This window comes from Ruegeria sp. CDSA033, from assembly GCF_059612305.1.
Genome location: NZ_JBXWQI010000004.1, coordinates 174,012 through 190,810 on the forward strand (window position 1 = coordinate 174,012; position 16,799 = coordinate 190,810).

Genomic DNA, 16,799 nt, shown 5'->3' on the forward strand with positions numbered 1-16,799 from the left:
TTAATGCCCCCTTTCTTCGCGGTACATCGACCACAGGAAATAGGCGATGAAGCACAGCATGATCAGGAACAGGATCACCGCGATGGCGGCGCCATATCCCATGCGGAAGCCGTATTCTGACAGCGCGACTTCGAACATGTAATAGGCAAGCACACGGGACGAACCGAACGGGCCACCCTGGGTCATGATCGAGATCAGGTCGAAAGACCGAAGCGCGCCGATGATGGTGACAACGAAAGCAATGAAGGTGGCTGGGCGTAGTTGAGGCAGGATGATGTGCCACAGCATCCGCCCGCCTTTTGCACCGTCCAGACGTCCGGCCTCGATCTGTTCAGGATCCACAGCGTTCAGGCCAGTGAGATACAGGATCATGCAATAAGCTGTTTGCGGCCAGAGACCGGCAAAGATGATGCCGTAGGTGACGAAACGCTCATCCCCCAGAACATTCAGCGGGCCGAAGCCGAAGAATCCCAGGAATTCGTTCAACAGGCCGAAAGTCGGATCATAGAACCACGTGAAAACGAGTCCGACGACGACCTGAGAGATGACAAAGGGGAAGAAAAACAGTGACTTATAGAGCCGAATGCCCCAGACGGTTTGATTCAGGAACAGAGCAATGAACAGACCAGCCGGGATTGCCAGCAGGTACATGATCAACCAGATCAGGTTGTTCTTCAGCGATATGTAAAACGCGTCGCGATCGGCCAATTCCCAATACAGGTCTTCGTAGTTGCGAAAACCCACATATTCCGCAGCGCCAAGCCCATCCCATTCGTACAAGGACAAGTTGAACGATTGGAACACTGGAATGATCACATAGACCATGAAGAACAGCAGACCCGGGGCCAGAAAGAGCCAGGGCGCTATGCGCTGTTGATTTCTGTGGAACCAGCTTTCTTGTTCAGGGACATCGACGGCTGACATGCGCTCACTCGGTTTTGGATTAAAGGAGTAAGCCGGGTATGCACCCGCCTTACGCACGAAGTGGTGCAGGCCGGGCAAATGCCCGGCCCGACCGGTTTAGTTTTCGTAGATACGCTGACGTGCGCGTTCCAGTTTGGACAGGATACGGTCAGCGTTGTCCGGCTTGACCATGAACTCCTGGAACCCTTCCATCGACACCTTCGCCATTTCAGCAGGTGCGTCACGATCCCAGAACTGGGCGACACCACCGGGGCTGTTGGCGGACAGCATCTCAAAGCCTTGCTGCAGGAACTTGTCGGCATCGACGGACGACTGAGCGTTCACAGGCAGCTGGCCCAGGTTTGCGCCGTTGTTGATCTGAGTTTGCTCATCCGCGGAAACGGCAAAGCGCAGGAATTCACGCGCGGCTTCTTTATTCGATGCGTTGGCCGGGATATGGAAGGTATCAGTTGGCGCATCTTCCGCCAATTCTACATCCGGGTTGATCGAAACGAACTGATAGAAGTCCAATTGGTCGTCGGTCAGTCCCGCTTCGCGCAGCGGAGCAACAGCAAAGTTACCCATCAAATAGGCGGCGGCTTCGCCGTTCACCATGAAGGGCAGGGCCTCTTGCCAGCTGTACGTCTGATGGTTGTCGACGAAAGCGCCCATGTCGATCAGCTGTTTCCAGTTGGCGAAGGTCTGCTTGACCCGGTCGTCTTCCCAGCTGATTTCGCCATTGGCAAGTTGGTTGTGGAAGTCAAACCCGTTGGTGCGCATGTTCAGGTAGTCGAACCAGCCGCCAGCGGTCCACAGGAACTTGGTGCCGATCGTATAGCAGGCACGACCGGAACCGACGATCTTCTGGCAGTTCGCCAGCTCTTCTTCCCAAGTCGTTGGCTCGGTCAGGCCCAGCTCGTCAAAGATGTCTTTGCGATAGTAAACACCCCACTGATAGTAGGTGTAGGGTACACCCCACTGCTTGCCGTCGATGGTCATCGCACCCTTGGTCGACGCCAGATTTTCGGCGATCTCAGGTTCGGCCCACAAGTCCGATACATCTTCGAACAGGCCTGCCTCGACGTAGGGCTTCATGCGGTTTGCCGCATACCACGTCGCCACGTCCGGCGTATCCGCAGTCAGGAAGTTGCGGATCTGGGTCTTGTACGCCTCGCGGTCGATTACTGTTGTTTCGATCTCCAGTCCCGGATGCTGTTCCGCAAAACGGTCGATCATTGCCTCCATCGTCGCGCGTGGCGCCGGGTTGGAGGTATCGAGAAAGATTCGCAGCTCGCCGGTCAGTTCGGCGGCGACAGGTGCGGCAAGTGCGACACTGGCTGCCAAAGCGGCGGCAGTGCGCTTGTACATGGAATGCATGGTTTCCTCCCTTAGCTTCCATTTTATATCTTTGCAGTTCCAAATAGTGAAACTGTGTTTTATATATTGAAAACTACACATCAACTCGGTTAGTCTTGTCAAGACCCTCGTGCCGATTGCGATGGGTTAATTGGAGGAGAACAGGCATCCGTGGCTGGTGACGGAACAATAGGAAAAGCATGTGATGTGCTGGATCAGGTGGCTGCGTTCGCGCGCCCGGTCCGATTCGCAGAGCTGTTGGAAAGCAGCGACTTCCCCAAGGCGACCCTGTATCGGTTCCTGCAAACGCTGACCAATCAGGGAATGCTGTCGTATGATCCGGATCGACAGACATATACGCCCGGGTTGCGGCTGGTTCGGCTAGCCCATGCAGCGTGGACACAAAGCTCGCTCGCGCCAATTGCGCGACCGTTTCTGGATGCATTGAGCCGGGAAACCGGGGAAACGGTGCATCTGGCGCAGCTCGATTCAAATCAGGTGCTGTATGTGGATAAACGCAATGCGGCCCAGCCGATTGAGATGTATTCGCAGGCTGGCAAGGTCGGCCCGGCCTATTGCACCGGCGTCGGTAAGGCCATGATGGCGTTTTTGGATGAGGCCGCGCTGAACCGCGCAGTGTCCCAGCAAAGCTACCACCGCTTTACCGACAAGACACTGACCTCGGAGGCGGCGTTGCGTGCCGATCTCGACCTGATCCGCAACCGTGGCTATGCCGTCGATGACGAAGAGCATGAGCCCGGCATCATCTGCATTGCCTGTCCTATCCTCACCTCGGGCGGGCGGATGTTGGGGGCGATTTCCGTGACCGGATCGACCGAACGGATGAATTTCGACCAATTGGAAACCTGGGTTCCCCGTGTTCGCCGTGTGGCCGAACAAATCGGAGCCGAAGCACAGGCCTGGCGGTTCCCTGAGACCCGTCCCAGTGCCGACACAGACAGGATGCAAGCAACATGACAGGTGTGACTCTGAACCAGGCGATCAAGCGGTATGGCGAGACGCAGGTTATTCACGGCATTGATCTGGAAATCGAAGATGGAGAGTTCTGTGTCTTCGTCGGCCCTTCGGGCTGTGGTAAATCCACTTTGCTGCGGATGATAGCGGGCCTAGAGGAAACGACCGAAGGGCAAGTCCATATCGGCGCACGCGACGTGACCCATATGGATCCGGCCAAGCGCGGCGTAGCCATGGTGTTCCAGACCTATGCCCTTTATCCGCACATGACCGTGGCCGAGAACATGGGCTTTGGATTGCGCATGAATGGTGTGCCCAAGTCCGAGATCAACAAGAAAGTGCAAGACGCCTCGAACATCCTCAAGTTGGATCAATACCTTAAGCGCAAACCCAAGGCCTTGTCCGGCGGGCAACGCCAGCGTGTCGCCATCGGGCGTGCCATCGTGCGGGGCCCCGAGGTGTTTTTGTTCGACGAACCTCTGTCCAACCTTGATGCGGAGCTGCGCGTAGAAATGCGGGTCGAGATCGCGCGACTGCACAATGAAATTGGCGCGACTATGATCTATGTGACCCACGATCAGGTCGAAGCGATGACAATGGCCGACAAGATCGTGGTGCTGCGCGATGGCCGGATCGAGCAGGTCGGCGCGCCAATGGACTTGTATCGGGATCCAGACAATCGGTTTGTAGCGGGGTTCATCGGATCGCCTGCAATGAACTTCCTTGACTGCGATATTGTCGATGGGAAGGTCTCGCACCTGGCTCTTAGTGAACCGTTGGATGTGCCTGTAAACGTACCTGCTGGGATGAACAAAGTGACCCTTGGCATGCGTCCGGAACACATCACTGTGGACCGGGCAGGCGACACTTGCACGGTTGATCTGACCGAAGCGCTTGGCGGCGTGAGCTATACGTATCTTCTGACGCCCAATGGCGATAAACTGATTGTCGAGGAACGAGAAGATCAGCGCAGCAAACAAGGTGAACGCATCGGGCTGTCAGTGCGACCGGAGCGCGCGATGCTGTTCGATCCCGAAACAGGTCACCGCCTTCGCTGAAAAATCCATTTTGTAATTTGAGCGCGCCCGATCATCGATCCGGCGCGTTTTCAATTTTTCTGGATTTTGTATCCAATATCCGTTATGGCGATTCCAAAAGCGTGTGTAACCGCCCAGCCATCGAGGAATTTACCAATGTCGACCAATGTGTTCACCGGCACGATGCCCGCTCTGATGACACCATGCAAACCCGACCGGACGCCTGACTTTGATGCGTTGGTGCACAAAGGAAAGCAGATGATCGACGCGGGTATGTCCGCGGTGGTCTATTGCGGTTCGATGGGGGATTGGCCCTTGTTGACCGATGCACAGCGGATGGAAGGTGTCGAGCGTTTGGTCGATGCGGGTTTGCCCGTTGTGGTCGGGACCGGAGCCATCAACACCAAATCCGCCGTGGCCCTTGCGGCACATGCGCAAAAGATAGGTGCAGTCGGCCTGATGGTCATTCCGCGCGTTCTGTCTCGCGGCAGTTCACCTGCCGCACAGAAGAACCACTTCAAAGCGATCTTGTCAGCCGCCCCCGATGTTCCGGCGATCATCTACAACAGTCCGTATTATGGCTTTGCTACGCGGGCCGACCTGTTCTTTGCTCTGCGCACAGAACATTCAAATCTGATTGGCTTCAAGGAATTTGGGGGCAAAGACGACCTGCGATATGCGGCCGAGAACATTACCAGTCAGGATGATCAGGTAACCCTGATGGTGGGTGTTGATACCGAAGTCTTCCACGGTTTCGTAAACTGCGGCGCAACCGGGTCGATCACCGGGATTGGCACAGCCTTGCCGCGCGAAGCGCTGTTGCTGGCTGCTTTGTCCAAAAAAGCGGCGCAAGGCAATGCTGAGGCCCGCCAGCGCGCGCTGGAACTGACCGAGGCGATTCAGGTGCTTTCCAGCTTTGACGAAGGCCCGGATCTGGTGCTGTATTACAAGCACTTGTTGGTCCTGAACGGGGAACAGGAATACCAATTGCACTTTAACGAGACGGATGAGTTGACGGATGCACAACGCAACTATTGCGAACAGCAATATGATCTTTTCCAGACTTGGTATGCCGATTGGTCGAAACAGGGTGGGGTGATCGCTGAATGCACGTGATCGACAGTCACACAGGCGGCGAGCCGACGCGTGTCATTCTGGATGGCGCGCCCGATTTGGGCTCTGGGCCGTTGTCGGAACGAGCACAGCGGCTGGCGACAGAGCATGAGGCGTTCTATCGCTCTGTCATGTTAGAGCCGCGCGGTCAGCCAGCCATGGTCGCTGCGTTGCTGGTCGAGCCGGTTGATCCGACATGCGTGACTGGTGTGATCTATTTCGATGTCGACGCCGTTTTGGGCATGTGTGGGCACGGAACCATCGGTTTGTCGGTCACATTGGCTCATCTGGGACGAATCGACGTGGGCCAACACCGGATCGAAACACCCGCCGGTGTGGTGACAGTCCAGCTGCACGATGCAAACACCGTTACCGTGACTAACATTGAAAGCCGCAGGGTTCATCAGGCCATTACCCTGGATGTCGCGGACTATGGCCAGGTCACAGGCGACGTTGCATATGGCGGCAACTGGTTCTTCATCGTTGACCCCAGCCCGATCCCGGTCGAGCCTGCCAATATTCGCGTACTGGAGGAAGTAACGGTCGCCATCCGTGAAGCCTCGATCGCGCAAGGGGTTGGTGGCGAAAATGGCGAACCAATTGACCATGTCATCTTACAGGAATCTTCACCGGACCCGGCGGTTCACAGTCGCAATTTCGTTCTGTGCCCGGATGACAATTATGACCGCTCACCATGCGGAACCGGCAGTTCGGCTCGGCTGGCCTGTCTGGCGGCCGACGGGCGCTTGGCGCCGAGTCAGGAGATCATCCAGCAAAGCGTGATTGGCAGTTCCTATCGGCTGTCTTACCAGCCCGGGCCAAAAGGCGGTGTTATCCCCTCGATCACCGGGCAAGCATTCGTCATGGCCGAAGCGACGTTGTTGTTCAACGAAAACGATCCTTTCAGAGCCGGGATCGAAACATGACCTTACAAGTCGTTGTCATCGGCGCCGGAGTAATTGGGATTACGGCCGCGCTCGAACTGCAACGACGGGGCCATTCCGTACTTGTCCTGGACCGCAAGGGCATCGCGGCCGAAACATCAGCCGGTAACGCCGGAGCGTTTGCCTTTTCTGAGGTCGAACCACTAGCCACGCCCGGCATCATGCGCAAAGCACCGAATTGGTTGTTGGATCCGTTGGGCCCACTGTCCATTCCGCCGGCCCACGCCTTGAAAATTGCGCCGTGGATGTACCGGTTTTGGCGCGCCAGCCGAGCGGACCGCTATGAAAACTTGCTTGGTGCGCAAGCCAGTTTGATGGCGTTTTCCAAAACTGCGCTTGATCAGCTGATATCAACCGTCGATGGCGAGCGCTTGCTGCAACGCGATGGACAGATGCAGTTGTATGAAAGCGAGGCCGAATATCGCGCCAGTTTGCCGACATGGAAATTGCGGCGCGAACACGGGATCGAATTTGAACTGCTTGAAAGCCCGGCCGCAATTGCCGAGATGCAGCCAGGCCTCAGCCCTCGGTTCACCCATGCCGGATTTACGCCGAACTGGCTGAACACTGTTGATCCAAAACGATGGGTCGAACACCTTGCTGAGGTCTTTCAGGGTCGCGGCGGTCGGATTGAACGGAAAGATATCCGAACCCTGTCACCGCAGGAAAATGGTGTGCGGGTCGGATGCGCGGACGGAACAATTGAAGCGAGCAAGGTGGTGGTTGCCGCAGGTGCCTGGTCTCACCACATAGTGCAAACATTGGGCGATCGCATCCCACTGGAAACCGAACGTGGATACAATACGACTTTGCCGGAAGGCGCATTTGACTTGCGTATGCACCTAACATTCTCGCGCCACGGCTTTGTTGCCAGCAAAATAAATGGCGGCGTGCGCGTCGGAGGGGCGGTCGAACTGGGCGGGTTAACCTTACCGCCAAACTACAAGCGCGCCGATATTTTGTTGGAAAAGGCGGCGGCGTTCCTGCCTGGACTAAAAACCGAAGGTGGCGCGCAATGGATGGGGTATCGTCCATCGTTGCCGGACAGCATTCCGGTGATCGGCCCGTCTCGTAAATCGGCGGATGTCGTTTACGCCTTCGGGCACGGGCATTTGGGCCTGACCCAATCTGCGGGAACTGCGGAAGTCGTCGGGGCGCTGGTCGATGGGCAAGACCCACCAATATCAATATCGCCTTACGCCGCCACCCGATTTTAAGGAGGGGATATGCGCAGCACTAAGACCATTCATGTCGTGTCGGCCCATGCCGAAGGCGAGGTCGGCGACGTCATCGTTGGCGGCGTCTCGCCGCCGCCCGGTGACACGATCTGGGAACAACGGACGCATATTGCCAACAATCAAACGTTACGAAATTTCGTACTGAACGAACCGAGAGGCGGTGTGTTTCGTCATGTCAATCTTCTGGTTCCGCCCAAACATCCGGATGCTGACGCCGCCTTTATCATTATGGAGCCCGAGGACACTCCACCCATGTCTGGTTCAAACTCGATCTGTATTGCCACGGTATTGCTGGATGGCGGGATCATCCCGATGCAAGAACCCGTGACCACTCTGACGCTTGAAGCGCCCGGAGGCCTGGTTCGCGTGCGCGCTGAATGCCGGGACGGCAAGGCAGAACGGATCCACGTGCAGAACCTCCCCAGTTTTGCGGGTAAGCTCTCTGTCCCGTTAGAGGTTCCGGGTTTGGGCACGCTGACTGTTGATACGGCTTTTGGAGGCGACAGTTTCGTGGTTGTAGACGCCGCTAAGCTGGGGTTTGGCATAACCCAAAACGAAGCCCGTGAAATCGCCCGGACCGGCGTTACAATTACGAATGCCGCCAACGCGCAATTGGGGTTTTCGCATCCCGAGAATCCGGATTGGACCCACATTTCCTTTTGCGCCTTTTGCGGCCCGCTTGAAAAAACCCCGACTGGTTGGCGCGGTAAATCTGCCGTTGCCATTCAGCCCGGAAAGGTTGACCGCTCGCCCACTGGCACAGCGGTATCTGCACGTATGGCGCTAATGGCGGCCAAAGGGCAGATGACGGTCGGGCAAACCTTCGAAGCTGTTTCGATCATCGGCTCGCACTTTACCGGGCGGATTGTTCGGGAAACGCAGGTTAGCGCCCAACCCGCTATCATCCCAGCAATCAGCGGGCGCGGCTGGATCACCGGAACCCATCAGCACATGCTTGACCCAGACGACCCTTGGCCGGGTGGGTATCGGTTGAGTGACACTTGGGGCGTTTGATCAATCTCTGCAATTGCTCTTGTGTCTTTTCCGTTTCATTACAGAAATTTGGCGACGCCTTTCCTTGAGTATAGGTTCTGGATTGCCACCTTAAGGTGAGTGCTTTGAACAGATTGGAGGTGTAATGCACATTCGTCTTGCCGCCTTGGCTATTGTGATTGCCACGTTGTTGCTGTCCTTCAATTCACCATCAAAATCCGGGCCAAGTTACACGCAGCTGGCCCAGTCATGCCTTGGCAACAAAGGCGGCATGTCACATGTGGTCGCGGCCTGCACAACTTTGATGAACGGTGCGGGTGTTACCCCAGAAAACCGGAACACACTGCTGAGATCTCGTGGTTGGGCGTACTACAGCGGCGAACAGTACGAAGAGGCAATTTCGGACTACACCAGCGCTTTGGCTCTCGCTCAGGACGACCCACAGTCGACATTGTGGCGTGCTGTTGCATATGACGCGGCAGGCGACGTCCAATCTGCTGAAACAGCGTATGAAAAAGCTCTGTTGCTTGCCCCAAGCAGCACTGACGCATTGTTTCACAAGGCTCAGTTCGACAGGGGCCAAGGAAACACTCTAGCCGCCATTCATGGGTTGGAGAGGGTTCTGGAACTCGACCCGAGTTATGGGCGCGGGGGAACAGTACTGATCAATGCTCACTACGACATAAATGGACACGACGCGGTCGAACAGTTTCTGGCACAAGCTGAACAGCGTTGGCCCGATCAAACATGGGTGCATAGTGCTCGTTTGAACTACGATCTGAATGTCACAGGAGATCATGAAAGCGCTCTTACGGCATCTGCGACGCTCGCTCGGCTGGAGCCTGGCGAAAATTACGAGTTGTTTATACCAGCCTTGATACATCTGAAAATCGGCGACGAAGACAAAGGCATTGAATTTGTAAACGAATATGCAGATTACGCTGTTCAGCGAGACTGGGCCGAAATGGCTTTCTACAAGCGATGGTATCGCAAAACCTCGAATTGGTATGCTTTGGGTCAAGATGAAGAGTGGTTGCACCGCTACATGCTGCTTGCTGCCTTTGGCAGGCCGGACCTTGCCATGTCCGTACTCCAAGGTTTCCTTGAGGAAACCGGAGAAAATGGTCGCTACATTTCGATACTAGTCATGCGAAAATTCGGAACCTCGGTTCCGCGCGAGGCGGACGCCGGTTCTGTTGAGCATTTGAACGCCGCAATCGCAGATTACCTCGGTCAACTCGAAAAACAAAGCGGCTTCATGGCGTTCGGGCTACCGGAAAAAGTAGCGCCAGTAAAAACCCTCACAACTGGTGCTCAGTAGTTTTGGCGATAACCTCCATCCACATTCTCATACCCGTGGCAATTTGCGCCCCGTTTAGACGATTGATCCCAAGCCAATCGTGATTTATGGGAGACCTTGTCAACACAGAGTCACCGTTGGGCGGTTGGATAAACGCGCCCATCCTTCGCTACCCGTTTGTGGCACACTCTAGGATCGCACGCCCCGAAAGGCTTAAAAAAGGTAAAAGAATATGGCAGATAACTCGAACTTCGACATATTGTATACCATTGTAGACGAAGCGCCCGAACTGGCCAGCGCCTCGTTCCTGCCCATCATTCGCAAGTTTGCTAACGCCGCGGGTGTCAGTGTTGGCACCAAGGATATTTCGCTGGCCGGTCGTATTCTCTCGACCTTTCCAGAAAAACTGACTGATGCACAGCGCATCACCGACGATTTGGCCGCATTGGGCGAGCTGGTGAAAACGCCGGACGCCAACGTGATCAAGCTGCCAAACATCTCGGCATCGGTTCCGCAACTTGTGGCGGCTGTCGAAGAGCTGCAGTCACAAGGCTACGATATCCCGAGCTACCCCGAAGAGTCATCGACCGATGAAGAAAAGGCGATCCGTGCGCGTTACGACGCTATCAAAGGCTCGGCTGTGAACCCGGTACTGCGCGAAGGTAACTCGGATCGTCGCGCGGCGCGTGCGGTGAAGAATTATGCTCAGAAGAACCCGCATTCGATGGGGGAGTGGGCGTCGGACAGCAAAACCAAAGTGTCGTCGATGTCTGGCAATGATTTCTACGCTAACGAGAAGTCCGCCACCATTACCGCCACTCAGGCCGGTGATGCCAAGATCGAATTCGTCGGCAAAGACGGCAGCGTCACTATCCTGAAAGACGCCTGGCCGCTGGCCGAGGGCACAGTTGCTGACGCCACTTTCATGTCCGTCAAGGCGCTCTCATCCTTCCTGACAGATGCGATTGAGGACACCAAGAAAGACGGCACCATGTTCTCACTGCACATGAAAGCCACGATGATGAAGGTCTCGGACCCGATCATCTTTGGCTTTGCAGTCAAAGCCTGGCTGGCCCCGGTATTCGAAAAGTTCGGCGCTGAACTGGACGCTTTGGGTGTAAACCCTAATTCTGGTCTGGGCGATTTGCTGGAACGTGTTCAGGGCAATGCCGACATCATGGCCGCCATCGACGCGATCAAAGGTGATCGCCCGTCCATGTATATGGTCGACAGTGACAAAGGCATCACCAACTTGCACGTGCCGTCAGACGTGATCATCGATGCGTCGATGCCCGCCATAATCCGGGCAGGCGGCAAAGGCTGGGACGAGGCCGGTGCCAAGGGCGACACTAATTGTGTTATCCCCGACCGCTGCTATGCATCGGTTTATGATGAGAGCATCAACTTTTTCAAAGCCAATGGCGCGCTGAACCCTGCAACTGTCGGTGCTGTCGCCAACGTCGGCCTGATGGCGCAAAAAGCGGAAGAATACGGTTCGCACCCAACAACGTTCCAAGCGCCGGCCGACGGTGCCATCCGCATCGTTCTGGCCAATGGCGAGACGCTGCATTCGCATGACGTTGAAAAGGGCGACATCTGGCGCGCCTGCACTGTGAAGAAAGCTCCGATCGAAAACTGGATCCAGTTGGCCATGGACCGTCAGCGTTTGACCGGGTCCGAGTCCATCTTTTGGTTGGACGCCAACCGCGCCCACGATGCGGAACTGATCAAATACGTCAAACCGGCGCTTGAAGCGGCTGGTGTGGCCGACAACTTCCTGATCATGGCTCCGCGCGAGGCGACCCGCCAGTCGTTGGAAACCATCACGGCAGGTAAGGACAGCATCGCTATCACGGGCAACGTGTTGCGCGACTACCTGACTGACCTGTTCCCGATTCTGGAACTGGGCACGTCGGCCAAGATGCTGTCGATTGTAAAGCTGATGAATGGCGGTGGTCTGTTCGAAACTGGTGCGGGTGGGTCCGCTCCGAAACACGTGCAGCAATTGGTCGAGGAAAACCACCTGCGCTGGGACTCGATGGGTGAGTTCTGTGCTTTAGGTGAATCGCTGAATTTCCTGGCGGACAACAAGGGCAACGCCAAAGCGGGTGTTCTGGGTGCCGCGGCCGAAGCGGCCACGCAAGGCATCTTGGACAACAATAAATCGCCCAGCCGTAAAGTTGGACAGCCGGACAACCGCGACAGCCACTATTGGTTCGCACGCTATTGGGCTGAGGCTCTGGCCGCGCAATCGGATGATACTGAATTGGCAGCAGAATTCGCGCCGATCGCAAAAGAGCTGGCGGATAACGAAGGTCAGATCCTGTCTGAGCTGGCGACCGCTCAGGGTGCTGCCGCGGATCTCGGTGGATACTACCACACCGATCCTGCCAAGACCGCAGCGGTAATGCGCCCCAGCGCGACACTGAACGCGATCATCGGCTGATAAACAGTACCCACGCTTTGCGGCGTGGGTGTTTTCGGATTGGTGAGATCAATAGAAAAAAGGGCCGACCCCCAAAGTCGGCCCTTTTTTGAGTGAGTGGTCAGGCCGAAGCCTCACCGGTGTAGTTGATTTCACGTTAACTAATCCATGAGTTTTGGAAATTAGGGGATTCCCGTACTCAAGGAGTTTTTAGGTCCAAAATTCTTAGGTTCTAATGAAAAAAGGAAAAAGGGCCGGTCGCATGACCGGCCCACGGCGTTCGGATTTCCGAATTATCAGTTGGAAGCTGCCATCAGCTTTTCGTTGTGCTCACGCAACGTGTCCGAGACAACGGCGTACCATTCACCGGATTCACGCATCTCGTTCAGACCTTTGTTCAGCATCGCCAGATACTGCTTTCCGAACGGATTGCTGCGGTGGCTGATAAAGCGCAGGGAAGACAGCGTTGTCACGAAAGGATTTTCGGTCAAATCGTTTTGGTTCAGACCCATTTCAACCATTGTGTCTGAGAACAGCTGAACTTCGAAAGTTGCAACGTCAGCGGTGCCAGTCAAAACAGCGTCAAGGCATTCGCGCGCGGTGATCGGCTGCATCAGCGTAATGGTCTCGCCGTTGTGCAGGCCTTCCTGCTCAAGATCGTGGATGAACCAGCCGTCCATACGGCAGATGGTGGCATCCTTCAACTCATCAAACGACGTGGCGCTTGCGAAGTTGCTTTCAGGCAGAGTGTAGAAACCGACCACGATGTCATAGACAGGAACTGACGAGTCAAACTGAGTGCAGCGCACTTCGGTTTCCCAGGACCATTCATAGGTGCGGTTTGTGCAGTCCGGCATGTTCCAAGCCATAGAGACGTCGAACGCCCCCAGCGGCAGCAGTGTTTCCAGATGCGAATTCCAGTCATCCACGAAGCTGACCGAATAGTCGCGTGCGTTGCCGCCACGCTGCAGTGCGGTTGTGCCCAGACGGGTGATCGCGCCGCCACCGTTCAGCGTTTCATCCGCGAAAGGTGCCCAGCCGTTGCCGGTAACCAGTTTGATCGGCGGCTGATAGACGCTTGAACGCTGGACGCTCGCAGCGCGGGCTTCTTCTGCCGCGATGATTTCCTGAGCGGTCTGACCGTTCGGCAGGCTACCGTCCTCGCAGGGCAGGGCCAGAACCAGGCCCGGCGCAAGCGCGTTCGGATTGGTGATGACGTTTCGGTTCGCGTTGAAGATCGGCTGATAGTTCGATGTGCCGTAAGCTGCGATCGCGATAGTCGCCATCGTGTCGCCGTCAACAACGGTATAGTTAGTACAAGCTTCCTGCGCAGCGGCGGCGCCGGCGCTCAGAGCGGTGACGGCGGTGGCCGACATTACAACTTTCTTAAGGTTGAATTCAAACATGTCCACTTCCTCTAGACTTTTCTTATAGTTAGGCTAAATGGCGCCTTAACCATTTTCCATTTGATGACGCAGAGCGGCTGCCACGATGTCTCGCCACTCTCCGGATTGCTGCATGATCGCCAGACCCTGATTGAGCGTCTCAAGGATCGCTTCCCCATCCGGATTGTCTTTGTGGGTCATGACGTTAAGCGACTTGATAGCCGCCAGATTGGGGTTCTCGATGATACGGTGTTCATAGCCCAGCCGTCCGATTGCCTCGACAGCCAGATGAGCTTCGATCGCGACGATATCGGCTGTCCCGTTCATAAGTGCGTGAAAGCAGTCATCGGGTGAAACCGGGCGCAAAAGCGAGATTGCCGGTTCGTACAACCCGACCGTATCCATGTGCGACAAAGACCAGCCTTCCGGGCGACAGATGGTTGTCCCGGCGAAGTCGGCATAGGTCAGGGTTTGCTCATAGCCCGAGCCGTCGCGGGCAAAGAACGTGTCCACGACTTCGTAGAACGGGTTAGAGAAGTTGTATGTATCGCACCGCGCGCGATCTTTTTCAGAAAGCGCCCCGGCCTCTTCGCAGTTTGGACGCGACCAGGGGAAGGTGCCATCGAAAGCGAGTGTAGGCATCAAAAGGTCCAGATGCGAGGACCAGTCGTTGACGAACTGGATCTTATAGGACTGTTCGGGCGCGGCGCGCAGCATCGCTGTTTCGACAAGGTAGGTGTAGAGCCCGCGATTGGGCAGCGCCTCGTCGGTGAACGGTGCATAATCACCGCCAGTGATAAGCAACAACTGACGGTCCCGGATTTCCGGGCGTTCGCCGGCATCTGCATTACGGATCAGCGCTGCGGCTTCTGCCCGGGCGGCTTCGATCTCGTCCTTGGCGGCCGCTTTTGCGGCGATCACTGCATCTTCGCTTGCCTTTTTGGCTTCTGCTTCGGCATCGGCAACGCGGGCTTCCGCCTCGGCGATGGCTTTCGCCGCGCGATTCTCGGCGGCCTTGACCAATTCGGCTGCCATTTCCGCGGCCATGGCCTCGGCTTCGGTCTGCGGAGCGGCCGGTACGCGACCGATCTCTTCCAGACAAGGCATGGTCAGAACGTCACCCACCCGGATGATGTTCGGGTTATTGCCGATCACGTCCCGGTTTGCATCGAAAATGATACGAAAGTCTTCGGTCGAATACACTTCGATCGTAAGCTCACGCAGGCTGTCGCCGCGCTGGATTTCGTAGGTTGAGCACGCCTGTTGCGCCGAGGCAGTGCCCGCTGCGGCAGCAAGTGCCAGGCTTGATATGATCAGATGGTTTCTCATGGGTCCTGTTGCTTTGCCTTGTTTAGTTTTTTGTAAGTTTGACAACACCGATTGAGATGTTGTCCTGATCCGGGTCGCCCTTAGCGTTCAGCGCGGCCTGCAGCGCCCCGGCGATGTCTTGTGCAAGCCCGCTGGCATTGGATTGAAGAATGGACTGAATTTCAGCGTTGCTGAGATATTGGAGGCCGTCGCTTCCCAGAACCAAAACGTCCGAAGGTGTCAGGTCCAACGGGGTTTCCGGGCAATCGACTTTTGGAATTGCCGCACCCATGATGACCGAAGTCAGTTGGTTGCGGTCAGGATGTGCCAACGCTTCGGCCTCGGTCAAAGTGCCTTCGGCCAACTGCGCATCAATCATGGGTGCCATCGAGTGATCTTCGTTGATCTGCGAAAGCTCTCCGTCCCGGAACAAGTAAAGCGGGCTGTCGCCGATCGAAATCCAAAACAGCCGTTGGCCCAACAACAAAGTGCCCAACATGGTTGAGCCCATGTTGAATCCGGTACCTTGTTCCTCGGAATAGCCGGCGATGGATGCATTGGCCTGCATTGCCGCAAGGGGCAACGCGTCGATCAAAGCGGACTCGGGTGTCGTTGAACCTTCAAGCTCGGCATCTAACGCGTCACGCCAGGCCTGGATCACAAGGTCCGAGGCGACTTCACCTGCCGCATGCCCGCCCATGCCGTCAGCGACGACGACATAGCTTGCATTCGCCGCATCGAACGTGCGCGAAGCAACCGCGTCCTCCTGCGTGTCACGCTGGCCCTTGTCCAGGATCAACGCAATATCATATGCCGGTGTCGCCAGCATCTATTAGGAATCCCGCCAGTCAAAGCCATCGTCACAGAAGGCGGCAAAGCGGACTGATGTTTCACTGATGCGGATCAGATCCCCGCTGGACAGTGGGACGGTGCTGAGAACCGGCTTGCCGTTCAAGCGCACCAGGTTGGCCTTGCCGCCGTGTCCCAGATAACATTTGCGGTCCTCGGGGTCATAAGCAATCACCGCATGGTTGCTGCGGGAAATACCAGTGTCTCCAAAGTCGAGCTGAATGGCCTGATCGTCGTTGCGGCCAATCTGCATCAAGCCCTCGGTCAGTGTTACGCTCGCACCCCGGCCCGGACCACCAGTGATGACCAGCCAACCAACCGGGAAAGACTGTTCGGCATTGTCTGTCTTGGCTGCAGGTTCTGCTGTCTCGATCAGGTCCTGCACATGCGTGTCGGCGCGTTCGAAACCCAGGAAGGTTGTCTTGACGCGACCACGACGATCTTCGGCAGCCGCGGGCTGCGGAACCGGTGCAACTTCAGCCAGTGGTTCTTCGGCGACCGGTGCTTCTGGCACCGGTTCTGCGGCGGGTTCGTCAGCGATTACCTCGATGATCTGTTCCGGCTCGGGTTCCTCGACTTCAAGTACCTCGTGCTCGACAATCTCTTCGACTTCTTCCTCAACTGCCGAGTGCAGCGTCAACACGGTTTCTTCTTCGAGCGCGGGTACTTCGTCTGCCACGTCCTGAACTTCTGCGATAACTTCAGCGACGACGACATCATCTTCAGCCTCAGTTGCATCTGCTACGTCTTCCTCAGAGAATTCCGGCATTTTCTCTTCGGGCACCAACTCACCGGTTTCTTCGTAGCTGTCCGAGGACATATTGCCGCCTGCCAGCGCTTCGCGCAGGGCATTGAAATCGGCGATTGGTTCGGCCTTTTCCGCCTCTGGCGCTACCGCTTCTTCGGCTTCGTTCTCTTTCGGTTTGCCGGCACCTTCGAGAAGCCGGCTAAGAGGGCTTTTGTATTTGAACAT

At 56.3% G+C, this 16,799-nt stretch carries 14 protein-coding genes; 8 read left to right on the top strand and 6 right to left on the bottom strand.

The genetic code is table 11. The features are described from left to right. Together AC2FLA_RS07720 and AC2FLA_RS07725 are read right to left on the bottom strand one after the other, a co-directional pair. Complete coding sequence (locus AC2FLA_RS07720; RefSeq protein ID WP_058271993.1) at positions 1–924, bottom strand: carbohydrate ABC transporter permease; 924 nt, start codon at positions 922–924, stop codon at positions 1–3. A gap of 96 nt (positions 925–1,020) precedes the next feature. Next, positions 1,021–2,280 (bottom strand): ABC transporter substrate-binding protein, encoded by a 1,260-nt coding sequence (locus tag AC2FLA_RS07725; RefSeq protein WP_496721517.1) that lies wholly within the window; start codon positions 2,278–2,280, stop codon positions 1,021–1,023. A gap of 150 nt (positions 2,281–2,430) precedes the next feature. On the opposite strand from AC2FLA_RS07725, the gene AC2FLA_RS07730 reads away from it, so the two are divergent. The 8 genes from AC2FLA_RS07730 to AC2FLA_RS07765 all read left to right on the top strand — a co-directional run bounded on the left by AC2FLA_RS07730 (position 2,431) and on the right by AC2FLA_RS07765 (position 12,305). Then, positions 2,431–3,237: an IclR family transcriptional regulator gene (locus AC2FLA_RS07730; RefSeq protein ID WP_496721518.1), complete on the top strand. Its 807-nt coding sequence runs from the start codon at positions 2,431–2,433 to the stop codon at positions 3,235–3,237. Beyond that, positions 3,234–4,292, top strand: a complete 1,059-nt coding sequence (locus AC2FLA_RS07735; RefSeq protein WP_496721519.1) for an ABC transporter ATP-binding protein — start codon at positions 3,234–3,236, stop codon at positions 4,290–4,292. The genes AC2FLA_RS07730 and AC2FLA_RS07735 overlap by 4 nt, the downstream gene beginning before the upstream one ends. 135 nt (positions 4,293–4,427) lie before the next feature. Then, entirely contained in the window at positions 4,428–5,387 is a 960-nt protein-coding gene (locus AC2FLA_RS07740; RefSeq protein ID WP_496721520.1) for a dihydrodipicolinate synthase family protein, read from the top strand. Next, positions 5,378–6,310, top strand: coding sequence for a 4-hydroxyproline epimerase (locus AC2FLA_RS07745; protein ID WP_496721521.1), 933 nt, complete (start codon positions 5,378–5,380; stop codon positions 6,308–6,310). Before AC2FLA_RS07740 ends, AC2FLA_RS07745 begins: the two co-directional genes overlap by 10 nt. Beyond that, positions 6,307–7,545: an NAD(P)/FAD-dependent oxidoreductase gene (locus AC2FLA_RS07750; protein WP_496721522.1), complete on the top strand. Its 1,239-nt coding sequence runs from the start codon at positions 6,307–6,309 to the stop codon at positions 7,543–7,545. The genes AC2FLA_RS07745 and AC2FLA_RS07750 overlap by 4 nt, the downstream gene beginning before the upstream one ends. 9 nt (positions 7,546–7,554) lie before the next feature. Next, positions 7,555–8,580, top strand: coding sequence for a trans-3-hydroxy-L-proline dehydratase (locus AC2FLA_RS07755; protein ID WP_496721523.1), 1,026 nt, complete (start codon positions 7,555–7,557; stop codon positions 8,578–8,580). Positions 8,581–8,704: 124 nt separating this feature from the next. After that, positions 8,705–9,880, top strand: coding sequence for a tetratricopeptide repeat protein (locus tag AC2FLA_RS07760; protein WP_496721524.1), 1,176 nt, complete (start codon positions 8,705–8,707; stop codon positions 9,878–9,880). Positions 9,881–10,091: 211 nt separating this feature from the next. Next, on the top strand, positions 10,092–12,305 hold the full coding sequence (locus AC2FLA_RS07765) for an NADP-dependent isocitrate dehydrogenase (protein ID WP_496721525.1): 2,214 nt from the start codon (positions 10,092–10,094) through the stop codon (positions 12,303–12,305). Positions 12,306–12,580: 275 nt separating this feature from the next. Here the strand turns inward: AC2FLA_RS07765 and AC2FLA_RS07770 are convergent, their stop codons facing one another. From AC2FLA_RS07770 to AC2FLA_RS07785, 4 genes are read right to left on the bottom strand one after another with little or no spacing between them, the layout of a single operon-like run. Beyond that, positions 12,581–13,690 (bottom strand): peptidoglycan-binding protein LysM, encoded by a 1,110-nt coding sequence (locus tag AC2FLA_RS07770; protein ID WP_496721526.1) that lies wholly within the window; start codon positions 13,688–13,690, stop codon positions 12,581–12,583. A gap of 45 nt (positions 13,691–13,735) precedes the next feature. Next, positions 13,736–14,998, bottom strand: a complete 1,263-nt coding sequence (locus AC2FLA_RS07775) for a peptidoglycan-binding protein LysM (RefSeq protein ID WP_496721527.1) — start codon at positions 14,996–14,998, stop codon at positions 13,736–13,738. 22 nt (positions 14,999–15,020) lie between these two features. Beyond that, complete coding sequence (locus AC2FLA_RS07780) at positions 15,021–15,806, bottom strand: PP2C family protein-serine/threonine phosphatase (protein WP_496721528.1); 786 nt, start codon at positions 15,804–15,806, stop codon at positions 15,021–15,023. Between the two features lie 3 nt (positions 15,807–15,809). Continuing rightward, positions 15,810–16,799: an FHA domain-containing protein gene (locus AC2FLA_RS07785; RefSeq protein ID WP_496721529.1), complete on the bottom strand. Its 990-nt coding sequence runs from the start codon at positions 16,797–16,799 to the stop codon at positions 15,810–15,812.